Below are 26,820 nucleotides of genomic sequence, written 5' to 3' on the forward strand. Positions count from 1 at the left end.
CTCAGGCGCGGCCGTCCGTGACGCCGCCGACGAGGTTGAGGCCGAGCAGGAAGTCCGACGCGAAATCCGTGCGGATGACCGGCTCGCGCGGGATCGCCTCGCGCAGGAGATCGCGCTCGGCGCGGCGCGCCGCGACCGCTTCCGCCACCGAGACGCGCCGGAACGACAGGCTCGCCCCGCCCCGGACCTGCGCCAGCCGCCCGAGATCCGGCCCGATGACCGTGGCGATCTTCGGGTAGCCGCCGGTGGATTGCCGGTCGGCCATCAGGATGATCGGCAGGCCGTTGCCGGGCACCTGGATCGCCCCCATGGCGACGCCGTCCGAGACGATGTCGTGCCCCTTGGCGTGCCTCAGCGGCGTGCCGTCGACGAAGCAGGCCATCCGGTCGCCCCGCGGCGAGACCGTCCAGGGACTGGCCAGGAAGGCCTCGACCTGGTCGGGCGCGAAGTAGTCGTCCTGCGGGCCCAGCACGACCCGGATCTCCCGGCCGTCCCGGGCGAGCCAGGGCGCGACGAGCCGCTGCGGCGCTCCGTCCGACGTCCGGCCCTCGGCGACGGGGAGGCGGTCGCCCGCGGCGAGGCCGCGCCCGTCGAGGCCGCCGAGCCCCGAGCGGGTATGGGTCGCCGCCGAGCCGAGGACCGGCGCCACGTCGAGCCGCCCGGCGACCGCGAGGTAGCCCCAGGCGCCGGCATCGCCGGCCCGCACGACGAGGGTCTGGCCGGGCTCCAGGGCGAGCGCGACCGTGTCGGGCAGGGGTACGCCGTCCAGCGCGACGCGGAAGCCCGGCGCCAGCAGGGCGAGCCCGACGGCGCCGTCCTCCGCCGAGACGGTGACGCCGCCGGTGGAGATCTCGATGGCGGTGGCGTCGAGGGGGTTCGACGCCGCCCGGTTGGCGGCGGCGTGCATCAGCGGGTCCATCGGGCCCGCGGCGGTGATGCCGTAGCGCAGGTAGCCGTGCCGGCCCCCGTCCTGCAGGGTGATGCCGGGGCCGGCGGACCCGATCACGAGAGCGGGCATCAGCGCGCCTCCCCGCGGCGGGCCACCGGCTCGCCCGCCGCCTCGCGGGCCGTGAGGGCGTCGAAGGTCGCGGCATCCACGGGCTCGAAGCGGATCAGGTCGCCGGCGCCGACGAAGAAGCTCGGGTCGCGCTCCGGCGCGTAGAGGCGGGACGGCGTCGCGCCGATCACGTACCAGCCGGTCGGCATCGGCACGGTCGCCACCGCGGCGAGGCCGCCGCCGATCATGATGGCGTTGCGCGGATGCGGCGGCCGCGGGCTCGCCCGCCGGGGCACCGCCAGGGGCTGCGGCAGGCCGCCGAGATAGGCGAAGCCCGGCGCGAAGCCGTACATGTAGACCCGGAACGTCGTAGCCGCGTGGGTCGACACCACAGTCTCCGGGCTCAGGCCGCTCCGCTCGGCGACCTGCGCGACGTCCTCACCGTGGGGGGCGTCGTAGCAGCAGGGCAGCGTCCAGAGTATCGGGCTCGCCGCGCGCGCGGTCGCGCCGGCCACCAGCGCCCGGACCCGCTCGGCGAGCGTCTCGCGATCGAGCACCAGCGGGTCGTAGTGCAGCATCAGGGAGCGGTAGGTCGGCACGCGCTCCCGCAGCCCCTCGGGCGGGTCCGCCCCGAGGGCGTCGTCGAGGGCCAGGACCCGGTCGCTGATCGCCGGGTCGACGGTGCTGCCGAACTCGACCACGAGGGCCGCCTCGCCGGCGTCGAGGAGCCGGGGCTCGTCCAGCGCCGCGCTCACGGCCGGAACGGCGCCAGCGTGACGCCCGCGCCCTCCAGCCGGGTCCGCACCGCCCGCGCCGTGGCGACGGCGTGGTCCGAATCGCCATGGACGCAGATCGAGCGGATCGGCGTCGGCAGCGCTTGGCCGTCGGCCGTGAGGATCGCGCCCGCCTCGACCATGCGCAGGACGCGGTCGGCCGCCTCGCCGGCATCGGTGATCATCGCGCCGGGCTGGCTGCGGGGGATCAAGAGGCCGGTCGGCGTGTAGCCGCGATCGGCGAAGATCTCCTGGTGAACCTCGAGGCCGCAGGCCTCGCCCGCCGGCACCTGGGCGGTCAGCGCGATGGCGAGCAGCGCGAGCTCCCGGTCCACCGCACGGACCGCGCGGGCGATGGCGTCGGCCACCGGCCGCTCCTCCGCGGCGACGTTGGCCAGCGCCCCGTGCGCCTTCACGTAGGTGATGCGGTGGCCGGCATAGGCGGCGAGCGCCTGCGCGGCGCCGATCTGGTAGGCGACGAGCCGCTCGATCTCGGCCGGGCTGTAGGGCATCCGCCGCCGCCCGAAGCCCCAGAGGTCCGGGTAGCCCGGATGGGCGCCGACCGCCACGCCGCGCTCCTTCGCCAGCGCGAAGGTCCGGGCCATGATCTCGGGGTCGCCGGCGTGGAGGCCGCAGGCGACGTTGGCCGAGGTGACGATCCCGAGGATCGCTGCGTCGTCGCCGCAGGCGTAGGCGCCGTAGCCCTCGCCGAGGTCGGAATTCAGGTCCACGCTGGTCATCGCCGCCGCTCCGCGTGCCGATCGGGTCTCATAGGGCCGCAACGGGTTCCGGCTCGGCCGGATCCGCGCTGCGAGAATCGAGCGCGCGGCCCGCCGTCTCCGGCAAGAGAAGCGCCGCGACGATCACGAGGCAATAGGCGCCCGCCGCCACGACGCCGATGGCGATGCCGAGTGTCAGCGAACCGCTGAGGTGGCCCACCACGGCCGGGCAGATCGCGCCGGTGGCGCGGCCGAAATTGTAGCAGAAGCCCTGCGCGGAGCCGCGGATCCGGCTCGGGAACAGCTCGCTCAGGAAGGCGCCCATTCCGGAGAAGACGCCGGAGAGGAAGAAGCCCAGCGGGAAGCCGAGGATCAGCATCACCGGGTCGGTGATCGGGATCAGCGTGTAGGCCAGGACGAGGATGCCGGCGCAGAAGCCGAACAGGACGAAGCCCAGGCGGCGCCCGATCCGGTCGGAGAGCCACGCGCTGGTCAGGTACCCGACGAACGACCCGAAGATCAGCATCAGCAGGTAGCCGCTGGTGTTCAGGACCGAGAGGTTGCGCTCGGTCTTCAGGTAGGTCGGGAGCCATGTCGTCACGGCGTAGTAGCCGCCCTGCATGCCGGTCGCGAGGAGGCTCGCCAGCACGGTCCGGCCGATCAGCGGCCGGGAGAAGATGTCGAGGAAGCTGCCGGTGTCGCCGACGTCCCGCATGGCGGCGCGGGTCTGCCGGTAGACCTCGGGGTCCTCGATGTTGCGGCGGATCCAGAAGATCAGCACCGAGGGGAGGGCGCCGAGCCAGAACAGGATCCGCCACGCCACCGCCGGCTCCGCCAGGGCGAACACGGCCCAGAAGGCGATCGCCGCGCAGGCCCAGCCGACCGCCCAGCTCGACTGGACGAGCCCCACCGCCTTGCCGCGGTAGCGGGCCTGGATCGTCTCGGCGATCAGCACCGAGCCCACCGACCACTCGCCGCCGAAGCCGAAGCCCTGCAGCGCGCGGGTCACGAGCAGCTGCTCGTAGGACTGGGTGAAGCCACTGAGCACCGTGAACAGGGTGAACCACGCGACGGTGCCCTGCAGGACGACGACCCGGCCGTAGCGGTCGGCGAGGATCCCGGCCGCCCAGCCGCCGATCGCCGAGGTCACCAGCGCGGCGGTGGCGATGTTGCCGGCCTCGACCTTGGTCAGGCCCCAGACCACGACCAGGGTCGGGATCAGGAACGTGTAGATCATGTAGTCGAACGCATCGACGCCGTAGCCCGCGAAGGCCGCGCCCAGGACCCGGCGCTCCGCCGGACTCGTGTCTCTCACCCACATGGCGCAACTCCTTTGCGGAATGGCCGCCGCGCGGCCGGGATGGTCACAGGAACGGCAGGTCGCGGTTGAGGAGGTCGGTGATCAGCATGTGACCGGGCGCGTGGGTGATGCAGAGCGGCAGCCGCGCCGCCATCGCCACCGCCTGCGGGGTGACCCCGCAGGCCCAGAAGACCGGGATCTCGTCCGGCTCGATCGGCACGGGGTCGCCGAAATCCGGCCGCGCGAGGTCGCGGATGCCGATCAGGCCCGGGTCGCCGAGATGGATCGGCGCCCCGTGGACCGCCGGCATCCGGGCCGTCACCTGCACGGCCTTGATGGCGTCCGCCGCCTTCATGGGCCGCATGGAGACGACGAGCGGACCGTGGAACGGGCCCGACGGCTGGGTGGCGATGGAGGTCCGGTACATCGCGACGTTGCGGCCGAGGGCGACGTGCCGGAGCGGGATGCCCGCCTCGATCAAGCCGGCCTCGAACGAGAAGGAGCAGCCGAGGACGAAGGTGACGAGGTCGTCCCGCCACACGCCAGTCAGGTCGGGCAGCTCCGCCACGAGCGCGCCGCCCTCGTAGACGCGGTAGCCGGGGACGTCTGTGGCGAGGTCGAGATCGGTCCCCAGCGTCGGCAGTGCGCGGTCGCCGGGCCGCGAGACGCCGAGGATCGGGCAGGGCTTCGGGTTCTGCTGGCAGAAGCGGTGGAAATCCTCCGCCATGGCCCGCGGCAGGATCATCAGGTTGCCCTGCGCGTGGGCGGGGACGAGACCCGAGGTGTGGCCCCGGAACCGACCCGCGCGGATCGCGCGCCGCGCGTCCGCCGCGTCGGCGAAGACAGGTGGCGCGCCGTCGGCGCCCGCGTGCTGGCTCACCGCGTTGATCTCCCTGGCTGGTCGTCGCGCGCCGGAGCGGCCGCGTCGGCCGTCCGTATTCCGCGAGATCCCGATCGCTTCAGCGATTCATTTCCTGCGGCAACGATCCCATCGCGCCGCGGGGCACGCCAATCGTGATTGCGAATGGGGCGCGATAAACCGGACTTATCGGCCGGCGGCCCAGGTCTCGGCGGCCCAGGTCTCGGCGACGTCCTGGGCGAGGCGGGCCGCGTCCGCCACGAAGTGGTGGGCCGGCCGCTTGGTGTGCATCGCCGTGAAGGTCAGGTCCGAGAGCTGCGGCTCGGCCGGCAGGACGCGCAGGGTGCCGGCACGCAGTTCGGCCTCGACCACGGCCGGGGGGATCACGCAGATCCCGAGGCCCTCCACGCCCATCTTCACGATGGTGGCCAGAGAGGCGCTCGTGTGGATCTGGCTAGGCAGGAGGTTCTCCTGCAGGACGAGATCGCGCAGCTCGACGTAAGGGCTGGTGTTGCGCGGGTAGGTGATGAGCGGGTGGTGCAGCAGCGCGCCGAGGCTCAGGGGCTCGTCGTCCGGCAGCAGGCCAGGCGCGGCGATCCAGGCGACGGGGGTGCTGAACAGGGGCCGGTTGGCGAAGCTCGGCAGGGTGATCGGGCCGACGAGGAGGGCGAGGTCGATCTCGTCGGCGACCAGGGCGGCCTGCATGTTGGGCGAGATGTCGACCGTGATGTCGACGCCGATCCCGGGATGGGTGGCGCGCATGCGCTCGATGAAGCGCGACAGCCAGAGGTGGACGATGGTCTCGGACACGCCGAGCCGCAGGGTGCCCCGCGTCCGGCCGGTCTCGTGCAGGGCCGCGCTCATCTCGGTCTGGAGCGCCAGGAACCGCTCCGCGAAGCCGAGGAGCAGGCGTCCCCGCTCCGTCAGCGCGACGTCCCGGCTGCGGCGCTCGAACAGCGTCCCGTACTCGTGCTCCAGGGCCGCGATGCGCTGGGAGACCGCCGGCTGCGTGGTGTTCACCTTCTCACTGGCGCGGCGAAAGCTCGAGAGTTTCGCGACCCAGTAGAACACCTCCAAGCTGCGGAAATCCGCCATCCCGCGATCGTCCCGCCTCGCCGCCGTGCCCGGCCATATCGCGCCGCGGCGCGCGGAAGCGCAAGCGTGCGGCGGTCCCCTCCGTACGGGAGAGGGGACCCGCCCCTCGAGCACATGCGCCCGGCTATCGCCCCCGTCTCGGGGTGATCGGGAACGGCTCTAGAGATCCGACACGGTCGTGGCCGGGCGGGCAGGGCGCATGTGCGCGAGCAGCAGGCGCGCTTCCGCGACGAGGGGATGGTCCAGGTACCAGAGGCCGCACACCCAGCCCGCGATGCCCGCGGCGATCGCGGCCGCGAGGCTCGGGAGCGGCGTCTCGGCCGACCAGCCCCAGGCCGACATCACCAGGACGGCGGGCGCGACGGCGATGCCGGTCAGGACGGCGGCGTGGAGGTAGATGGGGGCGTAGTCGCGCCGGAACGTGTCGGTCATCCGCTCGAGATGCGGCCGGTAGAGGCCCACGGCCAGGAGCGCCTCGCCGACCCGTGCCGCGCCCGCGCCGCCGAGTCCGAACAGGCAGCCGATGCTGAACATCACGAGCCCGGCGCCGTGGCGCAGGAACTCGAACCGCGCCTGCAGGGCGGTCTGGTCCCGGATCAGGAACACCTCCCAGGTCATGCTGAGCGAACTCAGCACGATCGCCGCCAGGGACAGCAGGCAGAAGGGTAGCGCCGCGCCGTCCCAGCCCGGCCCGAGCAGGACGCGCATGATCGGCCCGGCCAGGACGGCCGCGCCCGCGAAGGCCGGCCAGAGCAGCACGGTGATCATCCGCAGCGTGTGGAGGTAGCAGGTGCGCAGGGACTGCCCGTTCCGCTGCTGGTTCGCGAGGTCCACGAAGGTGATGCGCGTGATCACCACGTGCAGGTGGTCCCACATCAGGGTGTTGAGGCTCGCCGCGCGGGAGTACAGGCCGAGGGCGCTGAGCCCGAGCATCCGCCCGAGGACGAGGTCGCCCATCCGGCCGGCGATTCCCGCGACCCCCGCGATGGCGAAGAGCCGGCCGCCGTAGGTCAGGATCTCGCGCCAGCCCGCGAGGCCCATGCGCAGCGACACGTAGCGCAGGCCGAGGCCGTTCGCCGCCAGCGCCGCCGCGACGGCGCCCGCGGCCTGCCCGTAGGCCTGGCTCATGTAGCTGAAGCCGAGGAGCGCCAGCGCCAGCATCGCGCCGCTGGCGACGAGACCGCGCAGCATGTTGACGAGGGCCACGCCGCGGAAATTGCCGTGCCGCTCGATCATGGCGGCCGGGCGGAACTCCAGCGCGCCGACCAGCGGCACGACGGCGAGGATGGCCAGGGCGCGCTGGACCTCCGGCTCGCCCAGGAGGACGCTGCCGAACACGCTGAAGGCCAGGATCAGGATCGCCGCCGCGCCCGACAGGATCAGGTTCACCGTGAACACGCTCGCCAGCAGGGCCCCGTCCACCCGGTCCGCCCGGACGATGTAGCTCGACAGGCCGCAGGAGCGCAGCGTGGACAGCAGGCCCGCGATCGCGGCGGCGAGGCTGAAGATGCCGGTCTCGTGGGGCGTCAGCAGCCGCGCGAGGGCCAGCGAGGTGCCGAACTGTGCCAGGAACAACCCGCCCTGGCAGAATCCCATCCAGGCCAGGCTCCGGCGCTTCGAGAACGCGGGCGGCGCCGTCGCTTCCGGCCCCTCTCGGAGTTCTGCCATGGGATCCTTCGGACGCGACAGGGTGGCGGCGGCGCTGGCGGCGGCCAGGGCGCGATCGGTCGGGACGGCTTAACAGTGCCCGGTGGACCGCGGCAGCTGGCCAATCGGAGGACCGTGCCCACGCCCGATGGCCGAGGTCAGGTCGGGGCGCCGTGCAGATCAGGCGCTGCAGAGAGGCCCGAGAACTCGCCCGCTCCCGAGTCCGGGAATCCGATGTGACTGTATCGGGCGCACATATCCGTGATCTGCCCGCGTCATGAACCGGCACGTAATATATTCATCTTGCCGAACGCACTTCGAGCCCCGTTCACGCTGGCAGCACCGTATGCCGAGGCCGAACGAAGATTTCCGAATGTGCAAGCGGCGCGCGGCACGGCCGGGATGATCCGATGTTTTGGCCGAAGACCTCGCGGAAAGACTTGGAATCCCGGTCGAAAGGCCGGACGGATCGCAGTCCGTCACGGCGCGCGCTTGCCCTATTCCGCATTATCGCCGATGGAACAGTAAATCTCCGCAAGATTTTCCCGGCTTGACGGGTCGGTGGGATCGAATACCCGAGATCATCGTCCGATGCCGGCGCGGATCTGAACTTTTCTATAGCGCGGCAGAGGATCCAAGTGGCCGTCGCTTTGCGTCGAGGACGCCGGATATTGCGCCGCCACAACTGCACGACATTCGGTTCCGCATCCAAAAGGCGTAGCCGCCCCTACGGCGCACGGATCGAGGAAGTGCAATAATATTACTATACATTGTCTGTGACTCGTTTTAGAAGATCACAATTCTGGCAGTATTTATGGAATAATGCCAAATGAAAATCAGCTTCATCGTATGTACTCGCAACCGTGTAGCGTCCCTTCTGCAGACGCTCGACTCGGTGGTCCGCGCGATCGAGGCCGCGCCCGAAGCTGAGGCCGAGATCATCGTCGTCGATAACGGGTCCGAGGACGGCACGGACGCGGCGTTGAAGCGCTGGTCCGCGTCAATCTCGATCGATCGACGCGACGTTCTGCTCCTCACGCAGGCGCGCCCAGGTGTCGCCGGGTCTCGGAACGCCGCGATCGCGCGCGCGTCCGGAGACATCATCGCGTTCATCGACGACGATTGCGTCGTGTCGGACCAGTATCTGCGAGATCTGATCGCGCACTATGCCGGCGACACGGAAAGCGTCATCCGCGGTGGCCGTGTCGAGCTGGGATCGACCCAGGACATCGACTTCACCACGAAGACCGAGGCCCTGGCCAGCCGGCTGACGTACCCGGCCCATCCCGGCGGCTTCGTCCACGGCTGCAACATGACCTGCAGCCGGGCCGTCATCGAGCGGATCGGCGGGTTCGACGCGGCGTTCGGCCCCGGGGCGACGTTCCGCGCGGCCGAGGACACGGACTTCATCTACCGCGGCTGGGCGGCCGGCGTGGCGGTCGAGTACGTGCCCGACATGAGCGTCAAGCACTTCCACGGGCGCCGGGACCCGCGCACGATCGACCGGCTGCACTGGAACTACCAGTTCGGCAACGGGGCGCTCTACGCCAAGCACATCGGCCGCAGCCCGTGGCTGATCAAGCACCTGTACTGGTCCGCCCGCAACGCCGCCCGCGAACTGGTCGGGGGCCCGTGCTTCGACGCGCAGCTCGGCCTGACGTGGCGCGCCATCGTGACCGCCAATCTGAGCGGCGTCCTGGCCTTCGCCTGGCACAGCGCGCGGACGCTGCTGACGCGCGCGCCCGCCCGGGCCTAGGGCGGAACGCGCCGGCGGGAGGCGCGGGAGCGCGGCCCGCTCAGCGGGCCGGCGCGCCGCCGGGCCGCGCGAGGCGCGTCCGGCCGAGCATCCGGAGCGTGACGCGCCGCCCGAGCTTCATCGCCGGGTAGAGAAGCCGCGCGCGTCCGGGGCTGCGCAGCAGCCGCGCCAGGAGCCGGCTCGCCGCGCCCCGGTCGTCGCTGAGGCGCGACAGCAGGACGAGGGCGTCCGCGCCGTAATAGAGGTCCGGGCCGTGCCGGACGACCATGCCCTCGTCGAGGTCGTACCCGCGCCGCGCGATCTCGTCGACCAGGGGACCCCCGCTCCGGGCGTCCACCAGGGCGACGGTGCCGACCGACCGGCGCAGGGCCATGAGGTGCACGTAGTTGGAGCAGAACGGGCATTCGCCGTCGTAGACCACCGTCAGGGCGGCCTCGGTCGAGGGGGCGGTCATGGCGTCAGGTCGATCCTGTGCTCGGCTTCGGACACCACGCGGCGGACGGGGACGCCGTCCTGCAGGCTGAAGCAGACGGATTCGCGCCGGTACACGTAGGCGACGATGTCGGCCATGGCGAGGGTGTCGAAGCCGGCGGCGTACTGGAGCGGGACGAAGAAGTGGTGCGGATAGACCGCGTAGGGGAACAGGCCCGTCCTGTCGCGGATCGCGCTGACGAGGCGGTGGTAGCCCCGGACGTAGGCGTCCAGCGCCGGCCCGTCGATCTCCGACTTCGAGTATTCCTGACCCAGGCCGTCCGGTGCGGTCAGGACGGGAACGTCGCAGGTCGTCGAGGCCGTGACCTTGCGGAAGACCTGCGTGCCGCCGTTCGGGTTGTCGAGGGCGAAGGCGTTCGCCGCGTCGGGCGCGCCGTAGGCCATGTGGGCGAACGGGTAGGAGTAGAAGGTGAAGAAGTTGGTCGGCACGTAGTGCCGCTGGCCGGTCCGGTCGACCGCCTCGAAGTACATCTTGTTATTGGCCAGGGTGTCGTACCAGCCGAGCCAGGCCTGGGTCATGAACGTGTTGCCGGTCAGGATGAACAGCACCGACAGGATCCCGACCGAGACCGGGGGCCGCTCGTAGTGCCGGCTCACGACGACGGCCGCGATGGCGAGGTTCAGCATGATCCAGGGGGCGAAGTTGGCGCCCATGAGCACGATGATCGACAGGTGCATCACGTCGAAGCCGAGGAGCAGCAGCAGCAGCCAGCGGCGCGGCATGAGGATCCCCACCAGGGCGATGCCCTGGCCGACCAGGATGAGCGTGTTGGTCAGCGCGCTCGAATGGCTCAGGATCGTGCGCATCGCCTCCACCAGCACGGGCCAGCCGGCGTAGGGGACGTGGTTGTTGTCGAGGCCGACGATGAAGATCTTGCCGGGATCGTTGTTCAGCAGCCACGAGAACGGCCCGTCGTCGAGCGTGACCTTGGCCAGGAATGACGAATAGTAGTTGCCGAGGTGGATGCTGATCGCCGCCGCGATCAGCACCTTCGAGAACATCGCGCTGGCCGACGCGACGTCCGACCGCGCCGCGGCGCCGAGCCCGCGCCAGTCGCGCAGACGCGCCGTCCCGTGGGCGATCAGCAGGCCCGCGACGAGGCAGAAGCTCACCTCCGCGAGCGGCACCACGTCGGTGATGTGCCCGTGCCAGAGGCCGGTCACCCGGATGACCGCCTGCTTGCTCCAGACCAGGTAGGTGGCGCTGATCAGGGCGAGCGAGGGCCAGCGCAGGCAGAGCACGCCGCCGGCCACGGCCGCGACCCACAGCACCGCGATGGCCGTGACGGCGACGGTCGCCTTCGCCCCGGGCAGAATGACGGGGAAGAGCGGGTAGTGGATCAGCGCGTAGCCGCCCGCGATCACGCCGATCATCTGCAGCAGCCGGACCGACGCGAGATCGGCGGCGGCGAAGCGCACCCGCGTCATCGCGAGGGCCAGCGCCACGGGCAGCACCACGCCGTAGTAGTTGTTGATCGCCGTGACGCTGTGCGAGACCTTCAGCAGGACCAGCAGGGCGCCGATCTGCGCGAGCAGGATCAGGTAGTAGCGCGCCCGCTCCGCCACTGGTCGCACGAGGCGTCGCAGGGCGGTGTCGAGGGCCTTGTCCGGGCCGGTGATCGGGAGCGTGCTGCTCATCGTCTGTCTTCCGCCGCGCTGGTGCGACCGCCGCTGCGCGCAGCGACGACCTCTCATCCTCAAGGGCCCGCTTTGACGGGGCGGCCAGCGGCCGAACGGGGTCCGCCGTCATGCGGGCGTCTCGAGGAGGACCCGCCGCGGACCTGTCCTGCCGCCCCGGGTTCCTGCCTCGCCGGAGAGCTTGGCACTTCACGGGGGTGTGAGAGGCTGCAAAGAGGGCGATCGCCCCTACGCCTTTCGGCTACCCCGACCGTCCCGGCCCCCGAGCTCTACCCGCCGCTGCGCGCGGTGGGACGGGCGTCAGCGCGGCGCCTGTCCCGCCAGCGGTGAGGTCTCGTCGACGAACGTCAGCTTGGCGGCGACCCGCTCCGCCAGGACCCGGCGGCGCGCGGCGAAGAGGGGCTTGAGGATCGGGTTGCCTTTCAGGAAGGCCGCGATCCTGGAGCGGGACGTGAAGATGGTCGACTCGAAAGGTTTCCGCGAGACGGCGTTCGGGACGAGCGCGCGACCGCATGTCAGGGCGTCGCGCTCGAAGAAGTAGGCCCAGTTGTCCGACGTCACCGCGACCGGGCGGTTGGCCCGCAGGATCCCCTCGGCCGCCGACCGGGTGATCACGTAGGCTGCGGCCGTGCCGAGGCTGCTCATGTCCATGGGCAGGCACAACCGGTATTCGCCGATGGTGACGGTGTCGACTGAGCTGAACGGCCCGACCGTCTCGGCCCAATTGAAGAGCAGGACGACGTCGCCCGGCCGCAAGGCGGCCTCGATGCCGGCCACGATCTGATGGATCTGCGGCGGCAGAACGACGTCATCCTCGACGATGAGCGCGTGCGGCAGGTCGAGCGCGATCATCCGCTCGTAGGCGCTCATGTGGGACAGCGCGCACCCGATCTGACCGGCCGTCAGGTCGGGTTGGAACGAGGCGTTCGGATCCGGGACCGGGCCTTCATAGCCGGTGATCTCGCAGCGCGGCCCCCACACCTCGGCGAGGTGCCGGGATAGGTAGGCGTGCCGTTCGCGGAACCGGGGCAGGGAGATCCCGAAGCAGTACATCGTAGTCACCTCTGATGGGGCCCGTCGGGCCGGCCGCGTTCGGCGGCCGTGATCCTTCCCGACCGCGTCCTCCGGCTCCGGCCGTCCGGATCTGCGCCGGGGTCCGGACGGCGCTCGGGCCTGCGAGCTCAATCGCGGGCGGCCGGGTCGCTCCCGTCGACGGTCGGCGACCGCACCACCGGCAGGATCGCCGCCAGCAGGAGTTGGTGGAGACCGTGATTGACGAAGAGCGGGCACTCGAAACAGACCAGGACGAAGAGCTGGCTCATGAACAGGATCGGCCACGCCTCGACGTAGCCGGAGGAGCGCGCGAAATGGGCGATCACCCGGCGCGCGGTGTCGAGCAGCGCGGCCGTGAAGAGGACCAGGCCGACGATCCCGAACGCCACGGCCGTGTCGATGAAGTTGTTGTGGAAGAACCACAACTTCTGCTTCGTGACGAAGTGCAGGTAGGCGGCCGTGGTGAGCGGGCTCTCCCAGTAGGCCTTGTAGCCGATGCCGATGAGCGGCTCCCGCCAGAACTGGTCGAGGCCGAACTGCCAGAGGATGGTGCGGCCGGTCAGCGTGGTGTCCTTGCCGAGATCCGACAGCACGCTCGCCGAGATGTCGGCGCCCCGCGCGGCGACGACGAGGATCCCGACGCCCGCCAGGGCGATGGCGATGCCGAGGCAGAAGCCCGTCACGTGCTTGCCCTGGCGCCACGCGAAGATCGCGGCGAGCGGCAACAGCCCCGCGGCGGCCGCTACCAGGGCGGTGGCCGAGTGCGTCGACACGAGGAGCGCCAGGGCCAGGCAGAATCCGAACGCGGTCAGGAGACGGTTCCAGCCCTGCAGGAACAGGCAGGCCGCGCAGAGGATCTGGAGGCTCGACAGGGATCCGAGGACGTTCTTGTGTGAGTAGATCCCGGCCCAGTTGCCGTCCGTCCCGCGCGTCAGGGCGGGCGCCGCCACCGTGAGAAAGGCCGACAGGAGCTGTCCCGCCAGGAGGCCCAGGAAGACGATCCTGACGAGGCGGGACAGGCCCATCGTCGTCCGCAGGGTGATGCCGGCCACGATCGTCGCGAGCAGCTGGAGCCCGTGATAGGCCGAGAGGCCGGGCGTGAGGGACCACAGGGCGGACGCGATCGCGAGGAGCGGCCAGCTGAGCAGCAGCAGACGGCTGCCGAACAGGGTGGCGGCGAGGTCGCGGCGCATGACCAGGAACGCGAAGGCGATCAGGTCGCTGCCGATCCAGATCGCCTTGTCGACGCCCGGCAGCTTGATCTGCTCGCCGACCACCGGGGCGAAGAGGAACAGGACGATCCACGCGGCGGCGGCCACGCCGAGCCGCGGCATGGCCTCGGCCCCGCCATCGCCCGGTGCGCCCGAATGGGCCCAGCGGTGATCCGTTCCGTACGGCCCGCCCGGTGACCAAGCGAGGCCGCCGGCAGGACCGTGTCCGAGGCCCGTCAAGTGTCGTGGAAACGCCATCGCTCGATCTCAGACGCCCCGGGTGAGGCGGTGTCCCATCCGCCCCGCGGCCTGACACCGCTCGAGGCTGCCGCGGACACGCCCCCTCGCGAGTCGACGCTATCCCGGGCATCCCGGACTCAAGAACTCGACCAAACGAGGTAGCGGCGGCGCGGCGCTCGGGGACGACCGGATCGATGCGCGGTCCCGCCGGGCCGATGAAACGGCTCGGCCGGGCCCCGTGGGATAAGATGCCGCACCGAAGATCGGCCGCCGCGACGTGAGCGGCCCGGTATCTTCGGCGCCAATGTCTGAATTCATACATTTATCCGCGTCGAAGGCACCGAAATCCGGTGTGCGGGCCGCTCTCAATCGAAGATCTGGGCAGTCGCGACGGAACTCACGGGACGATTAGGCACTTGGGAGATCGATAAATCCTGGAGGAGCGTTTGATGAAGGTCTCTCACCTGGCCGGCGCGGTTGCGCTTCTGGCCCTCGCTGCCGGGCCCGCCCTCGCGGCCCCGTGCAACACCGGAACCACGAAGTCGAACAGCCCCGATCAGCAGGCATCGAATCCCAAGAGCTCCGACGTCGACAAGTCGAGCAAGAATCTCGCTGGCGGCAACCAGCCCGCGTCGCCCGGCACGGTCGGTGCCATGAACAACGTGGGCGCCAACCAGACCGCCGACCGTCAGGCGCAGACGGACGCCGGCTCAAAGTCGAACTCGACCGATCCGGCCGCCGCGAACCTGGCCGGCGGCAACCAGCCCGCGTCGCCCGGCACGGTCGGCGCCATGAACAAGGCCGCCGCCGATCGGCAGACCGCCCCGGTCTCCGGCAACGATTGCTGATCCGAACCGACATAATCCCAGAAGACCGGAAGCCCGCCTCGCACCGTCGAGGCGGGCTTTCGCGTTCCCGAGCACCCGCGAGGCCCGACCCGCGACCGGAACCGAGCGTGACAGTTTGAGCTGGCCGAGTTCGGGTGTATTTGGCATCGAAACCGGGTAGATTCGGCAATCGGTCCAGGGAGGAGAGCGACGTGCGTGGTCGCCGGGCGCTGCTGCTCATCGGAGGGGTCCTGCTCGCGGCGGCCGGTCTCGCGGTCACGCCGACGGGCGAGCGCCTCCGGGCCGATGCCGGCCCGATCGTCGCCGAGGTCCGGGCGCGCGTCGCGGCGCTGATCCCCGAGCGGCGGGACAGCCTGTCGGCGGCGGCGCAGCTTCCCGCACCGCGCACCGCCATCGAGGACGGCCGGACCCTGGTCCGGCTGACGCCGGCCGAGCGCGCCCGGATCGGTCTCGTCGCCGAGGCGCGTCCCGCCGTCCTGCACCGCCAGGAATTGACCGCCTACGGCAGCGTCCTCGACCTCGCCCGCATCACCGAGCTGACCAACAGCTACGCCGGCGCCGTGGCGGCGCTCCAGACGGCCCGCGCCCGGGTCGAGGTCTCGGCCAGCGCCGCCCGCCGGGCGCGGACCCTCGGCGCCGGCGTGGTGGCGGTGGCGCAGATCGAGACCGCCGAGGGCACGCTCCTGACCGATCAGGCGTCGGTCACGGTGGCGGAATCGCAGTTGCGCACCTTCGCGGCGACGGCGCGCCAGGAATGGGGGCCGGTGCTCGGAAAGGCGATCATCGAGCGGTCGCCGCTGGTGACGCGCCTGATCGAGCGGGCCGATTTCCTCATGCAGGTGACGTTGCCGCCGGGTGAGACCCTGCCGGAGGCGCCCAAGGCCGCTTTCGCCGAGGTGCCGCCGCAGAGCGAGCGGGTCGCCCTCCGGCTGGTCTCGCCGGCGACGCGGACCGATCCGCGGATCCAGGGGCAGAGCTTCTTCTATCTCGTCTCCGGCGACAGCGGTCTCCTGCCCGGGACCAGCACGATGGCGTTCCTGCCGGCGCCGCGCGCGGTGAAGGGCGTCCTCGTGCCGGAGGACGCCGTCGTCCACGGCGAGGGCGGCACCTGGGTGTATCGCGGGACCGGCGACGGCGCCTTCGTGCGTCACCCGGTGCGGCCGGACGCGCCGATGTCGGCCGACGCCTTCGTGGTCGAGGATCTGGCGGACGGCAGCGAGATCGTGCTGCGGGGCGCGCAGGCGCTCCTGTCCGAGGAGATGAAGAGCCGCATCCGCGTCGTGGGCGACGACGATGACTGAGCCGCCCGCTGGCGCCGGTCGCGGCGGTCCGCAGGCGGCCCTCGTCGGTTTCGCCGTCCGGCTGCCCAGGGTGGTCCTGGCGCTCGCCTGCGCCGTCCTCGTCTTCGGGCTCTACGCCCTCTCGGGGGCGCGCTACGACGTGTTCCCGGAATTCGCGCCGCCGACCGTGACCATCCAGACCGAGGCGCCGGGCCTCGATTCGGAGCAGGTCGAGGTGCTGGTCACGCAGCCCGTGGAGGTGTCGGTCGGCGGCCTGCCGGGCCTGGAGACCCTGCGCTCCACCTCGATCCAGGGCCTGTCGGTGATCACCGCCGCGTTCCGGTCCGGCAGCGACGTCGACCGCATCCGCCAGCGGGTCAACGAGCGCCTGGCGGCGCTCGCCGGCCGCATGCCGGCCGGCGTGGCGGCGCCCGCCATGACCCCGCTGACCTCCTCGACGCTGACCGTGCTCCTCGTGGGTCTCACCTCCGAGACCCGCGACGCCATGGACCTGCGCCAGGTCGCGGAGTGGACCGTGCGGCGGCGGCTCCAGGCGGTGCCCGGCATCGCCCAGGTCTCGATCTACGGCGGCGGCGTGCGCGCCCTGCAGATCCAGGTCCGCCCCGACGACCTGATCCGCTTCCAGATCGGCCTCAACGACGTCCTGACGGCCGCCCGGAAGGGGACCGGCGTGCGCGGGGCGGGCTTCGTCGACACGCCGAACCAGCGCGTCCTGCTCCGGACCGAGGGGCAGTCGCTCACCCCGGAGGCGCTCGGGCAGATCGTGCTCCACAACGACGGCGGGGCGAGCGTGGTGCTCTCCGACGTGGCGACCGTCACGGCCGCGCCCGAGCCGGCGATCAGCGCGGCCCTCGTGGACGGCCGGCCCGGCGTGCTGCTGATGATCGGCGCGCAGGTGGGCGTCGACACCCGCGCCGTGACCGCCCGCCTGGAGGCGGCCCTCGACGAGCTGCGCCCGGTCCTGAAGCGCGACGGCGTGAGCCTGCGGGCCGACCTGTTCCGGCCGGCGAACTTCGTGGACGTGGCCACCGGCAACGTGATCGAGGCGCTGGCGCTCGGCGGCGTGCTGGTGGTGGTCGTGCTCCTCGTCTTCCTCGCGGACTGGCGGGCGGCCCTGATCAGCGCCACGGCGATCCCGCTGTCGCTGATCGCCGCCGCCGTCGCCCTCCAGGCCTGGGGCGAGAGCCTCAACACGATGACCCTCGGCGGGCTGGCCCTCGCCATCGGCGAGGTCGTCGACGACGCGGTGATCGGCGTCGAGAACGTCGCGCGCCGGCTGCGGGAGTCGCGGGGCGGACGCCGCGGCCTGCCGCGCGTGGTGCTCGCCGCGATGCTGGAGGTGCGGACCTCGGTCGCCTACGCGACCCTCGCGGTGATCCTGATGTTCCTGCCGGTCCTGGCGCTGACCGGCGTCGCCGGCCGCCTGTTCGGGCCGCTGGCGCTCGCCTACATCGCGGCCGTCGTCGCCTCGCTCCTCGTGGCGCTCACGGTCACGCCGGCCCTGGCGCTCCTGCTCCTCGGGGGCCGGATGGGGCGCGACGCCGGCGCCGCGCCGTCCGATCCGCCCGTGGTGCGCTGGAGCCGCGCCGCCTACCTGCGGCTGCTCGCCGGGATCGGGCGGGTGCCGCGGGTCGCCATGGCGGGCGCCCTGCTGGTCACCCTCGCGGGCGCCGCCGTCCTGCCGACCCTCGGCGCGGTGTTCCTCCCCGACCTGAAGGAGGGGCACATGATCCTGCACATGGTCGCCATCCCCGGCACCGCGCTGCAGGAATCGGAGCGGCTCGGGACGCTGATCACCGGCGACCTGAAGGAGATTTCCGGGGTGCGCGCCGTGGCGGCGCAGATCGGCCGGGCCGAGGCCGCCGAGGACACCGCCGGGCCGCACTACAGCGAGATCCACATCGACCTCGAGCCCGGGCTCGACGGCGCCGCCCAGCGCCGGGTCGAGGGCGCCATCCGGCAGCTGATCGCCGGCTTCCCGGGGGCCGCCTTCTCGCTCAAGACCTTCCTCACCGAACGCATCGAGGAGACGGTCTCGGGCTTCACCGCGCCGGTCGTGGTCAACGTGGTCGGCAGCGACCTCGACCGGATCGAGGCGGCCGCCCGCTCGGTGGCGCAGGAACTCTCGGAGGTGAAGGGCGCCCGGGACGTCCAGCAGGCCTCGCCGGCCGGGCTGCCGCAGGTCACGGTGGCGCTGCGGCCGGTGGATCTGCGGCACTGGGGGCTCGACCCCGTGGAGGTGCTGGAGGCCGTGCGCACCGCCTACCAGGGCGACACGGTCGGCCAGACCTATCGCGGCAACGCCGTGTTCAACGTGCTGGTGATCCTCGACGCCCGCGTGCGGGACCGCCTCAGCGCGGTGGGCGACCTGCCCCTGCGGACGCCGGGCGGGCGCTACGTCCGGCTGTCGCAGGTCGCCGACGTCTACGAGAGCGCCGGCCGCTACCAGGTCCAGCATCTCGGCGCGCAGCGGGTGCAGGCGGTGACCGCCAACGTCGCCGACCGCGACGTCGCGGGCTTCGTGGCGGCGGCCAAGCGCAAGATCGCCCGCGAGGTGCGGCTGCCGGAAGGGGTCTACGTGACCTTCTCGGGGGCCGCCGAGGCGCAGGCGGCCGCCCGCCGCGACCTGCTGGTCCATGCCGGGATGGCCGGCTTCGGCATCGTGGTCCTGCTGGCGATCGTCACCGGCTCGGCGGCGAACCTGCTCCTCGTCCTCGTCAACCTGCCCTTCGCGTTCGTGGGCGGCGTCGCGGCCGTGGCGCTCACCGGCGGTGTGCTGTCGCTGGGCTCGATCGTCGGCTTCGTGACCCTGTCGGGCATCTCGCTGCGCAACAGCGTGATGCTGATCGCCCATTACGAGCAGATGGTCACCCGGGACGGGCGCGCCTGGGACGCCGCCACGGCGGCGGCGGGCGCCGCGGACCGGATGGTGCCGATCCTGATGACGTCCCTGGTGACGGGCCTCGGCCTGCTGCCGCTGGCGCTCGGGGCCGGGGAGCCCGGCCGCGAGATCGAGGGCCCGATGGCCCTCGTGATCCTCGGCGGCCTGATCACCTCGACGGTGATGAACCTCCTGGTCCTGCCGGTGATGGCGCTGCGCTACGCCCGGTTCCGGCGCGCGGACCCCGCGGATCTCGAACTGACCGCGGTCGGGTCCTGAGGTCGCGGTTCGCCGGCGGCCCTACCACCAGCTCGCGCGGGTCTCGGGCGCGGGCGGCCGGCTGCTCGTCGCCGGGCGCAGGGAGTGGTCGAGGGCGGCGAGCACGCGGCGCACGGCCTCCTCGTAGGTCGCCGCCACCGGTTCGCGCGGCCGGGCGAGCGCGACCGGGACGGTCTCGTCGAGGCGCCCGGGCCGCGGGCGCATCACCACCACCCGGTCGGCCAGGGTGACGGCCTCCCCGACATCGTGCGTGACGATCAGGATCGTCGGCTTCGACTCGGCCCAGAGACCGAGGAGCTGGTCGTGCAGCCCCTTCCGGGTGAAGGCGTCGAGGGCCGAGAACGGCTCGTCGAGGAGCAGCACCCGCGGCCGCGCCACGAAGGCGCGGGCGATCGCCACGCGCTGCTGCTGGCCGCCGGACAGCTCCCGCGGCCAGCGACCGCCGTGCTCGGCGAGCCCGACGCGCTCCAGGGCGTGGGCGACGCGGGCGCGGCGCTCGGACCGGGACAGGTCGGCGAGGCCGAAGCCGACATTGCCGGCCACGTCGAGCCAGGGCAGCAGGCGCGGCTCCTGGAAGACGACGCCCACGCTCGGATGGGGCGCGCGGATCGTCTCGCCGTCGACCGCGACGGCGCCCGCGCTCGCGTGGTCGAGCCCCGCGATCAGCCGGAGCAGGGTCGTCTTCCCGCAGCCCGAGCCGCCGATCAGCGCGACGATCTCGCCCTGCTCGACCGACAGGTCGATGCCCGCGAGCGCCTGCGTGCCGTCCGCGTAGGTCTTGGAGAGGTCGTCGACGGTCAGCACGGGCGTCTCTCGGCGGGCGTGGCGTGGGGATCGCGGCGCGGGGCGGCCTCCCGGTCCGCGGCGCGCGTCCGCACCGGCGCCGCGGTCACAGGCTGTCCCGCACGGTATCCTGCCACCGGGTCAGGGGGGCTGTCAGCGTGACCAGGGCCATGTCGGCCGCCTTGCCGACGAGGGCGAAGGCGATGATCGCCGCCACGATCTGATCGGGCTTGCTGAACTGCTGGCCGTCCACCAGCAGGTAGCCGAGCCCCTCCGAGGCGCCCATCAGCTCCGCCGCCACGACGAACAGGAAGCCGAGGCCGAGCCCCGTGCGCAGGCCCACCAGGGTCGCCGGCAGCACGGCCGGCAGCAGGATCCGGCGGGCGAGGGCGAGGCGGGACAGGCGGAAGATCCGGCCGACCTCGACCAGCTTGCGGTCGACCGAGGCGATCGCACCCGAGACGCCGACATAGACCGGGAAGAACACCCCAACGGCGATCAAGAGAACTTTCGGCGTCTCCAGGATGCCGAACCACAGGATGAAGAGCGGCACCCAGGCGAGCGACGGGACGGCCCGCAGCGCCTGCAGGCTCGGGTCGAGGAGCCAGCGCAGCGGCGGGACCGTGGCCACGAGGGCGCCGGCCAGGATCCCGGCCGCCGCGCCGCAGAGGAAGCCGAGGCCGACCCGCACGAGGGTCGCCTCGACATGCATCCAGAGATCGCCCGAGACGGCCAGGGCCCAGAGGGTCGCGGCGATCCGGCTCGGCGGCGGGAGCAGCCGCCCCGACGCCGCGCCGCTCGCGACCGCGATCTCCCAGCCGATCGCCAGGACGAGCGGTAGCAGCAGACCCAGGCCGGCGCGACCGCCCCGCCGCAGAAGCGGCACGCGGCCGCTCACTGTCCGGCGACGGGATTGAAGCGCGTGTCGAGCAGCCCGTCGACGGCGGCGGACACGTCGGTGCCCGCCGGGATGATCCCGGCCTGCTGCAGGGCGGTGCCGGCCGCCTTGATCGACTGCGCCTGGGCCGGGCCGATCGCCGGCTGGGAGAGGTCGGTCCGCTCGAGCTGCCGGGCGATCACCGGCTCGGGCAGCTTGGTGGCCGCCACGAGGGCCGCCGCGAGCGCCTGCGGGTTGGCCAGCGCGTAGGCGCGCGCCCGCTCGTAGGCCGCGATCACCGTCCGGACGAGGTCGGGATGGGCGGTGGCGAAGTCCTCCCGGACGTCGAGCAGGCCCCAGGTGTTCGCCGCGGCGTCGCGGTAGACCAGCACGTCGCCGTTCTCGATCTCGGCCGCCGCCATCATCGGGTCGAGGCCGGCCCAGGCATCGACGTCGCCGCGGTCGACGGCGGTCCGCCCGTCCGCATGCTGCAGCAGCACGAGCTTGGCGTCGCGCTCGGTGAGGCCGGCGCCCTGGAGCGCGCGGATCAGGAAGATGTGCGGATCGGTGCCCCGGGTGACGGCGACGCGCTTGCCCTTCAGGTCGGCGGGCTTGGTGATGCCGCTGTCCTTGCGGGTCACGAGCGCCGTCCATTCGGGGCGCGAGTAGGCGTAGATCGCCTTGATCGGGTTACCGTTGATGCGCGCCACGAGGGCCGCCGCGCCGGCCGCCGACCCGAAATCGATGGCGCCGGCATTCAGGAACTCCAGGGCCTTGTTGGAGCCGAGCGACTGGACCCAGCGGACCTTGATGCCCCGCGGCGCCAGCGCCTCCTCCAGGAAGCCCTTCTCCTTCAGGAGCAGGCCGACCGGGTTGTAGGTCGCCCAGTCCAGTCGGATCTCCTTCGGGTCGTCGGCGCGGGCCTCGCGCGGCGCGAGCGCGCCGAGGCAGGGCAGGGCGAGGCCGGCGGCCAGGAGGGATCGGCGGGTGGAGCGCATGGTCGGGCCTGATGTCGTGGCGAAACGGAGGGCGGGGTGCGGGGCCGGCGCGGGGCAGGGGATCCGCGCCGCGGCGCGGTCCCGAGCGGTCTCGTCCGGGCGGCTGGGTTCAGGGGCGCGGCGCCGTCGGCGAGACGATCGGCCGGGCGCATCCGGCGCGTCCGAGACCCGGGACCGCCCCGATCGCGCGATCCGCGCCGACACATCCCCCGGCTGCGGGATCACGCCCGGTCCGCCCCTGCGTCTTCATCGTACCTGCGCGGCCCTCGGCGTGACTGTGAATACAAGATCCTGTCGGCCGGTCGCGGAGTCAACAAAAGGGCTTTCTCTACTTCGCGGCGTCGAAGCAAGAATTTTCGGTCGGCCGACCCAGGACGAGAAGAAATTACGCGTCCGCGCGCGCGAGGAGCGGCGTCTGTCCTCCCGGGCCGCGCCGCGGCCATGCTGGAGCCGCGCGGCCCGCACTCACGTGAGACCGCGGCTGCGGGCTGACGGGTCCTTCCGGCGCCCGAAGGCGCGCCAGGATGGCGGCTGCCACGACGGCTGAACCGCCGGCGCTCGACTGTCGGAAGCGATCCTCGCCCGCGCCAGGACTGTAACCGTTGCCGCATCGCCGAGCGACGTGCAGAGTTCGATGTCTCCGGCACGGGGGGAACTCTGCCATGGTCTCGAGAATCGTCGTGATCGGCGGCGGCTTCGCCGGTCTGTGGGCCGCTGCCGCCGCGGTGCGCGCCCGGACCGAGTTCGGCCTCGGCGACCGCGTCGCGGTCACGGTGATCGCGCCGGACCCGTTCCACGTCATCCGGGTCCGCTGCTACGAGGCCGATCTCGGCGCCCTGCGCGTGCCCCTCGACGACGTTCTCGGGCCGATCGGCGTGGAACGCCGCGAGGCGCGCGCGATCGACATCGACCCCGCGGCGCGCACGGTCACGGTCGAGTCCGCGGCGTCGTCCGCGGTGTCGTCCGCGGCGTCGTCCGCCGCGTCGTCGGGCGTCGTCGAGACGCTGGCGTACGACCGCCTCATCCTCGCCGCCGGAAGCCTGCTGTGGCGCCCCGAGATCCCGGGAATCGCGGGCGCCTTCGATGTCGACACCTTCGCGGGGGCCCAGGCCCTCGCGGCGCATCTCGATCGTCTCGGTGACCCGGGCGGGCCGGATGAGGCCGGCCGCTGGACCGCCGTCGTCATCGGCGGCGGCCTGGTGGGACTGGAACTCGCCTGCGAGCTGCCCGCCCGGCTCGCCGCTGCCAGGGACCGGGCCGGGGCCACGGGTCCGGTGCGGACCATCCTGATCGACCACGCGCGCGAGGTCGGGAGCGCCATGGGCGCGGCGGCCCTGCCGGGGATCCGCGAGGCCTTGCGCGATGCCGGCGTGACCTGCATCGGCGGTGCGCGGGTCGGTGCCGTCGATCGCGCCGGGGTGACGCTGGCGGACGGGACGCGCCTGCCGGCGTGGACGAGTGTCTGCGCCACAGGCATGCGGGCGAGCCCGCTGGGCGGCACGCTCGGCCTCCCCCTCGACCCGCTCGGGCGCCTGCCCGTCGACGCCTTCCTGGCCGTCCAGGGGCTCGCTGGCGTCTACGCGGCCGGCGACATCGCCTCGGCTGCGGCGGACGATGCCGGACATCGCACGGTGATGTCGTGCCAGCACGCCCGGCCGATGGGTCGGTTCGCGGGTTTCAACGCCGTCTGCGATCTCGCCGGCCGGCCGGAGCGGCGGCTGCGCTTCGCCGCGCCCGACTACGTCACCGTGCTGGATCTGGGCGCCTGGGGGGCGGTCTACACCGCCGGGTGGGATCGCGGCACGCTGGTCTCGTCGGGCGCCGCCGCGAAGGCGACGAAGCGGATCATCAACGGCACGCGCATCTATCCGCCCCTCGACCGCGACGCCGCGTCCATCCTGGCCGCGGCCGCGCCGATCATCCAGGCCGCGCCCGCGACGCAGGCCGCGCGATGACGCCGGCCCGAGCGCGGCCGGTCCGGGAGTCCGGTCTTCGGCGGTCGATAACCTGCCGAAACCGCTCGAAGCGCCTCGGAAACTGGAACCGAACCGGCGGAAGATTGTCGAGCCTTCCCGTCCGGGCCTGCCGAGACTGATCGGGCCGCCACGAACCGTCCGGGATTCGCGCCGCCGCGCCGCCGATTAACCACCCATTAACCATACTGGAGATTGTATTAGCTATTGCCAAAATCCCGCCAGGGTAGAGCCATCATGGTCGCGGCCCCCACAGCCACGTGGTCCCACATCCTCTCGCAGGTCGCCGACAGCCTGGACCGCTTCGTCGAGGGACCGTCCGCCGAGATCCTGAAGCTCAAGCCGTCCTTCGACACGGTCGAGGGGTCGGCCGCGCTGTCCGCGCCGCGCATCGAGCCCGTCGCGCACCCGCCGATCCTGCCGGAACCCGCGGTCAACGACGCGGGTCCCGCGCCGGTCCCCTGCGAGTCCGAGGCGGTGTCGGACTGGATGAGCACGCTCGACATCATCACCGGCATGGCCGGCCGCGCCGAAGCGCAGAAGCAGCGCCTGCAGGAGCAGAGCATGTCGCACGAGGCCGCCCTGGCCGCCGCGCAGCGCGCGCTGGCGGAGACCCGGCACCGCCTGCAACTATCCGAGATGCGCGTCCGCGAGGTCGAGGCCCGCGCCGATATCCGGCTGCAGCGCGTCCAGGCCGAGGCGGACGCCCAGGTGCAGGACATCCGCGCGGAGGCCGAGGCGCGCGTCCGGACGATCCGCGCGGAGGCCGAAGCCTGGGTTCGGGCCGCCGAGGAGCAGGTCCGCGTCGCCGACTTGCGCGCGGAGACGGCGGAGAAGTGGCTCGGCCGGATCGACGCGGCCGCCAAGGCGCTCCTTCTGGGCGGCCACGTGAGCCGCGGCCCGGCGGGCGCCTGAGGCCGAGTGCCGGGGCCGGGCCATGTCCGCGTCGGGCACCCGGCCCCACCGCGGCGCTGCTCCAGGCCGTCCGCCGGGACCCGTTTCCGGACGCGCTCCGCGCCGAGGACGGAGCGCCGCGGTCTCCCGCGCGGTCGAGGCCGGCTCGCCGATCCGCGGGTGGACCGTACCGATCCGGTCTGTCTCCGTCGCGGCACTCGCCCTGGCGCTGCCCCTCTGCGGCTGCGTCTCCGGCCGCGTCCCGTCCGCCGACATCGCCGTGGCGGAGCCTCCGACGGCCGCGCCGGCCGCGGCGCGGCCGCCCGATCCGGCCCTCGACCCGGCCATCGTCGCGGATTCGTCCGGGTGGCGCCTGCGGCTCACCCGCCTCTGAGGCGCGGCCTTCCCGGCACGGCCGATCTCCTCGGCGGCCTCCGCGCCCGCTCAGAGTCCGAACGTCACCCGACCGCGTTCATCGATCCGCCAGGCCGGGTTCCAGGCGATCTCCCAGGCATGTCCGTCCGGATCGCTCAGATATCCGCGGAATCCGCCGTGGGGCGGTTCGTCGGCCGCGCGCAGGAGCGTCCCGCCCGCCGCGACGAGCCGCGCGATGGTGGGTGCGACGTCGCCGCGGTTCGGGACATTGTGGGCGAGGCAGAACGCGCTCGGGCTCGGTTCGCTCGCGCGCCGCATGTCCTGGTCGAGGTTGGGGTTCTGCCAGGTTCCGAGCATGAACCCGTTCATCTGGTAGAAGACGATCTCGTCGTTCTCGAACACGGGAGCCCAGCCGAAGCCGTCGCCGTAGAAGGCGCGCGACCGGCCGAGCGATGAGACGCCGAGCGTGATGACCGAGATCTGCTGCTGCATCGTCGGATCCTAGCATCCGACACGGGCGCGTCGCGCGAAATGTCGAAGGCCTTGCGCCGTCGACACGATGCCAGTCGGCCGGCGCACGCGGTGGACGGGCCCATTCTCCGGCCGCGCGCTCGGCGCCGACGCGCCGCTCTCTCGATCCTCCGTCTTACAGAATGTTCACGTCGTCGAAGGGCAATTGTCAGCTAGGCAGCGCAACCCGGGAAGCGGTCAGGTATTGACGAGGGGTAGCAGACTTGAAGAGATCTCAGGCCCCGGCAGGGGCGATTCACTTCAGGGAGTCGAGACGATGATCGATCCTGGCGCTTTCCGCGAAGCCATTCTCGCTGTGGTTGTTCTTGGAGGAGGGGCTCTCGTGGTCGAACAGTACATCCGCACCCGCGCCTGGCCGCGCTCCCGGCAGAATGGCCCGGATTGCGGGGCGCGCACGCGCTGAGCCGCGCACGATCCCGAACGATCCGGCGACGGAGCGGAGATCTCCGAGGCGGTCGGCACGAACCTCGAGGATCTCCGCGGCGGTGCGCGCAGGGGCGTCCGCCCGGATCGCGCCTGCCGCGCGGCGGCCGTGACGGAGGGCGACCGAGTTCGTCCGATACTGCCGGACTTCGCAGGTCGTAAGCAACGCGGTCCACGAATATTGCTCGCCGACCGCGTCGTCGCCTATTCTCGACGCTGAAGGCCCGCCAGGACCGGCCGGCGAATGAGGGCTCGATCATGGGCGCGAACCGGCGACACGCGGTCCCGGACTTCTCGGGCTACCCGGACCTAGTCGTGATCTATCTCGGGATGAAGGTCCGCACCCTGGCCGGCGTGAAGACCCTGCTCGGCTTCGGGCCGCGGATCGACAGGGTCGGCGCGGCGCGGCCAGAGGGCCTCCTGCACTACGAGAACAACATCATCTTCAGCCTGCGCCCGCTCCATGTCGGCATGCGCTGGTACTGGCGGGACATGGACAGCATGGTCGCGTGGTCCAAGTCCGAGCCGCACCGGATCTGGTGGCGGGATTTCTTGCGCGACACGCGCGGCGTCGGCATCTGGCACGAGACCTACCACATGCGCGGCGGTATGGAGGCGATCTACCACGACGTGGCCGAGCCGGTCGGATTCGCGGCCTTCATGCCGATGCAGGAGGCAAGGGGCTCGCTGGCGGCCCGGCACGGGCGTTACGCCTCGTCCGACCTGCGCGACCTCCCCGCCGACAACGCGCCGGACGCCGCAGTCCCGCGCTGAGGCTCCGGCCGCCCGGCCGGAGTTCCGGTGCGGCGGATGAGCCGTGCGCGACGCGGGGTCCGCCCGTGCGCACGGTTCGGCTGGACACCTGCCCGCGCGGAAG

22 protein-coding genes are annotated in these 26,820 nt (G+C 72.2%); 7 read left to right on the forward strand and 15 right to left on the reverse strand.

Annotation, left to right across the window (positions count from 1 at the left end):
* Position 1: 1 nt before the first annotated feature.
* The 7 genes from ACX9MN_RS30760 to ACX9MN_RS30790 all read right to left on the reverse strand — a co-directional run bounded on the left by ACX9MN_RS30760 (position 2) and on the right by ACX9MN_RS30790 (position 7,411).
* On the reverse strand, positions 2–1,018 hold the full coding sequence (locus ACX9MN_RS30760; protein WP_489726254.1) for a 5-oxoprolinase subunit C family protein: 1,017 nt from the start codon (positions 1,016–1,018) through the stop codon (positions 2–4).
* Positions 1,018–1,752 (reverse strand): 5-oxoprolinase subunit B family protein, encoded by a 735-nt coding sequence (locus tag ACX9MN_RS30765; RefSeq protein ID WP_103985238.1) that lies wholly within the window; start codon positions 1,750–1,752, stop codon positions 1,018–1,020. Before ACX9MN_RS30765 ends, ACX9MN_RS30760 begins: the two co-directional genes overlap by 1 nt.
* On the reverse strand, positions 1,749–2,510 hold the full coding sequence (locus ACX9MN_RS30770) for a 5-oxoprolinase subunit PxpA (protein WP_132368387.1): 762 nt from the start codon (positions 2,508–2,510) through the stop codon (positions 1,749–1,751). Before ACX9MN_RS30770 ends, ACX9MN_RS30765 begins: the two co-directional genes overlap by 4 nt.
* A gap of 28 nt (positions 2,511–2,538) precedes the next feature.
* A complete protein-coding gene (locus ACX9MN_RS30775; protein ID WP_091680544.1) occupies positions 2,539–3,810 on the reverse strand; it encodes an MFS transporter in 1,272 nt (423 codons plus the stop codon).
* Between the two features lie 43 nt (positions 3,811–3,853).
* Positions 3,854–4,669 carry a putative hydro-lyase gene (locus tag ACX9MN_RS30780; protein ID WP_100251878.1) on the reverse strand — a complete coding sequence of 272 codons (816 nt, stop codon included), beginning with the start codon at positions 4,667–4,669 and terminating at the stop codon, positions 3,854–3,856.
* A gap of 165 nt (positions 4,670–4,834) precedes the next feature.
* Complete coding sequence (locus tag ACX9MN_RS30785) at positions 4,835–5,743, reverse strand: LysR family transcriptional regulator (protein WP_091680547.1); 909 nt, start codon at positions 5,741–5,743, stop codon at positions 4,835–4,837.
* A 159-nt stretch (positions 5,744–5,902) separates the two neighbouring features.
* Positions 5,903–7,411: an oligosaccharide flippase family protein gene (locus tag ACX9MN_RS30790; RefSeq protein ID WP_447715485.1), complete on the reverse strand. Its 1,509-nt coding sequence runs from the start codon at positions 7,409–7,411 to the stop codon at positions 5,903–5,905.
* A gap of 808 nt (positions 7,412–8,219) precedes the next feature.
* Here ACX9MN_RS30790 and ACX9MN_RS30795 point away from each other — a divergent pair.
* Positions 8,220–9,146, forward strand: a complete 927-nt coding sequence (locus tag ACX9MN_RS30795) for a glycosyltransferase family 2 protein (protein WP_489726255.1) — start codon at positions 8,220–8,222, stop codon at positions 9,144–9,146.
* Positions 9,147–9,186: 40 nt separating this feature from the next.
* Here ACX9MN_RS30795 and ACX9MN_RS30800 read toward each other — a convergent pair whose 3' ends face one another.
* The 4 genes from ACX9MN_RS30800 to ACX9MN_RS30815 form a co-directional block, all read right to left on the reverse strand.
* Positions 9,187–9,600, reverse strand: coding sequence for a DCC1-like thiol-disulfide oxidoreductase family protein (locus tag ACX9MN_RS30800; protein ID WP_020093073.1), 414 nt, complete (start codon positions 9,598–9,600; stop codon positions 9,187–9,189).
* The gene (locus ACX9MN_RS30805) at positions 9,597–11,276 is read right to left on the reverse strand and encodes a hypothetical protein (protein ID WP_489726256.1); all 1,680 of its coding nucleotides are present in this window, start codon (positions 11,274–11,276) and stop codon (positions 9,597–9,599) included. Before ACX9MN_RS30805 ends, ACX9MN_RS30800 begins: the two co-directional genes overlap by 4 nt.
* Before the next feature lie 300 nt (positions 11,277–11,576).
* Positions 11,577–12,329, reverse strand: coding sequence for a glycosyltransferase family 25 protein (locus ACX9MN_RS30810; RefSeq protein ID WP_489726257.1), 753 nt, complete (start codon positions 12,327–12,329; stop codon positions 11,577–11,579).
* Between the two features lie 128 nt (positions 12,330–12,457).
* On the reverse strand, positions 12,458–13,663 hold the full coding sequence (locus ACX9MN_RS30815; RefSeq protein WP_020093076.1) for an O-antigen ligase family protein: 1,206 nt from the start codon (positions 13,661–13,663) through the stop codon (positions 12,458–12,460).
* Between the two features lie 566 nt (positions 13,664–14,229).
* Here ACX9MN_RS30815 and ACX9MN_RS30820 point away from each other — a divergent pair.
* From ACX9MN_RS30820 to ACX9MN_RS30830, 3 genes are all read left to right on the forward strand, one after another.
* Positions 14,230–14,628: a hypothetical protein gene (locus ACX9MN_RS30820; protein ID WP_020093077.1), complete on the forward strand. Its 399-nt coding sequence runs from the start codon at positions 14,230–14,232 to the stop codon at positions 14,626–14,628.
* A gap of 191 nt (positions 14,629–14,819) precedes the next feature.
* Positions 14,820–15,929 (forward strand): RND family efflux transporter, encoded by a 1,110-nt coding sequence (locus ACX9MN_RS30825; protein ID WP_056533238.1) that lies wholly within the window; start codon positions 14,820–14,822, stop codon positions 15,927–15,929.
* Positions 15,922–19,089, forward strand: coding sequence for an efflux RND transporter permease subunit (locus ACX9MN_RS30830; RefSeq protein ID WP_489726258.1), 3,168 nt, complete (start codon positions 15,922–15,924; stop codon positions 19,087–19,089). The genes ACX9MN_RS30825 and ACX9MN_RS30830 overlap by 8 nt, the downstream gene beginning before the upstream one ends.
* Before the next feature lie 21 nt (positions 19,090–19,110).
* Here the strand turns inward: ACX9MN_RS30830 and ACX9MN_RS30835 are convergent, their stop codons facing one another.
* The 3 genes from ACX9MN_RS30835 to ACX9MN_RS30845 all read right to left on the reverse strand — a co-directional run bounded on the left by ACX9MN_RS30835 (position 19,111) and on the right by ACX9MN_RS30845 (position 21,747).
* Positions 19,111–19,893, reverse strand: a complete 783-nt coding sequence (locus ACX9MN_RS30835) for an ABC transporter ATP-binding protein (protein ID WP_020093080.1) — start codon at positions 19,891–19,893, stop codon at positions 19,111–19,113.
* 85 nt (positions 19,894–19,978) lie between these two features.
* The gene (locus tag ACX9MN_RS30840; RefSeq protein WP_244435397.1) at positions 19,979–20,758 is read right to left on the reverse strand and encodes an ABC transporter permease; all 780 of its coding nucleotides are present in this window, start codon (positions 20,756–20,758) and stop codon (positions 19,979–19,981) included.
* Positions 20,759–20,766: 8 nt separating this feature from the next.
* Positions 20,767–21,747, reverse strand: coding sequence for an aliphatic sulfonate ABC transporter substrate-binding protein (locus ACX9MN_RS30845; protein WP_489726259.1), 981 nt, complete (start codon positions 21,745–21,747; stop codon positions 20,767–20,769).
* A 662-nt stretch (positions 21,748–22,409) separates the two neighbouring features.
* On the opposite strand from ACX9MN_RS30845, the gene ACX9MN_RS30850 reads away from it, so the two are divergent.
* A complete protein-coding gene (locus ACX9MN_RS30850; RefSeq protein WP_489726260.1) occupies positions 22,410–23,702 on the forward strand; it encodes an NAD(P)/FAD-dependent oxidoreductase in 1,293 nt (430 codons plus the stop codon).
* A gap of 255 nt (positions 23,703–23,957) precedes the next feature.
* The gene (locus tag ACX9MN_RS30855; protein WP_489726261.1) at positions 23,958–24,635 is read left to right on the forward strand and encodes a cell division protein DivIVA; all 678 of its coding nucleotides are present in this window, start codon (positions 23,958–23,960) and stop codon (positions 24,633–24,635) included.
* A gap of 423 nt (positions 24,636–25,058) precedes the next feature.
* Here ACX9MN_RS30855 and ACX9MN_RS30860 read toward each other — a convergent pair whose 3' ends face one another.
* On the reverse strand, positions 25,059–25,481 hold the full coding sequence (locus ACX9MN_RS30860) for a VOC family protein (RefSeq protein ID WP_091927139.1): 423 nt from the start codon (positions 25,479–25,481) through the stop codon (positions 25,059–25,061).
* A 720-nt stretch (positions 25,482–26,201) separates the two neighbouring features.
* On the opposite strand from ACX9MN_RS30860, the gene ACX9MN_RS30865 reads away from it, so the two are divergent.
* A complete protein-coding gene (locus ACX9MN_RS30865; RefSeq protein ID WP_020093087.1) occupies positions 26,202–26,717 on the forward strand; it encodes a DUF4188 domain-containing protein in 516 nt (171 codons plus the stop codon).
* Positions 26,718–26,820: the final 103 nt, after the last annotated feature.

Source organism: Methylobacterium sp. 1A (assembly GCF_058072805.1).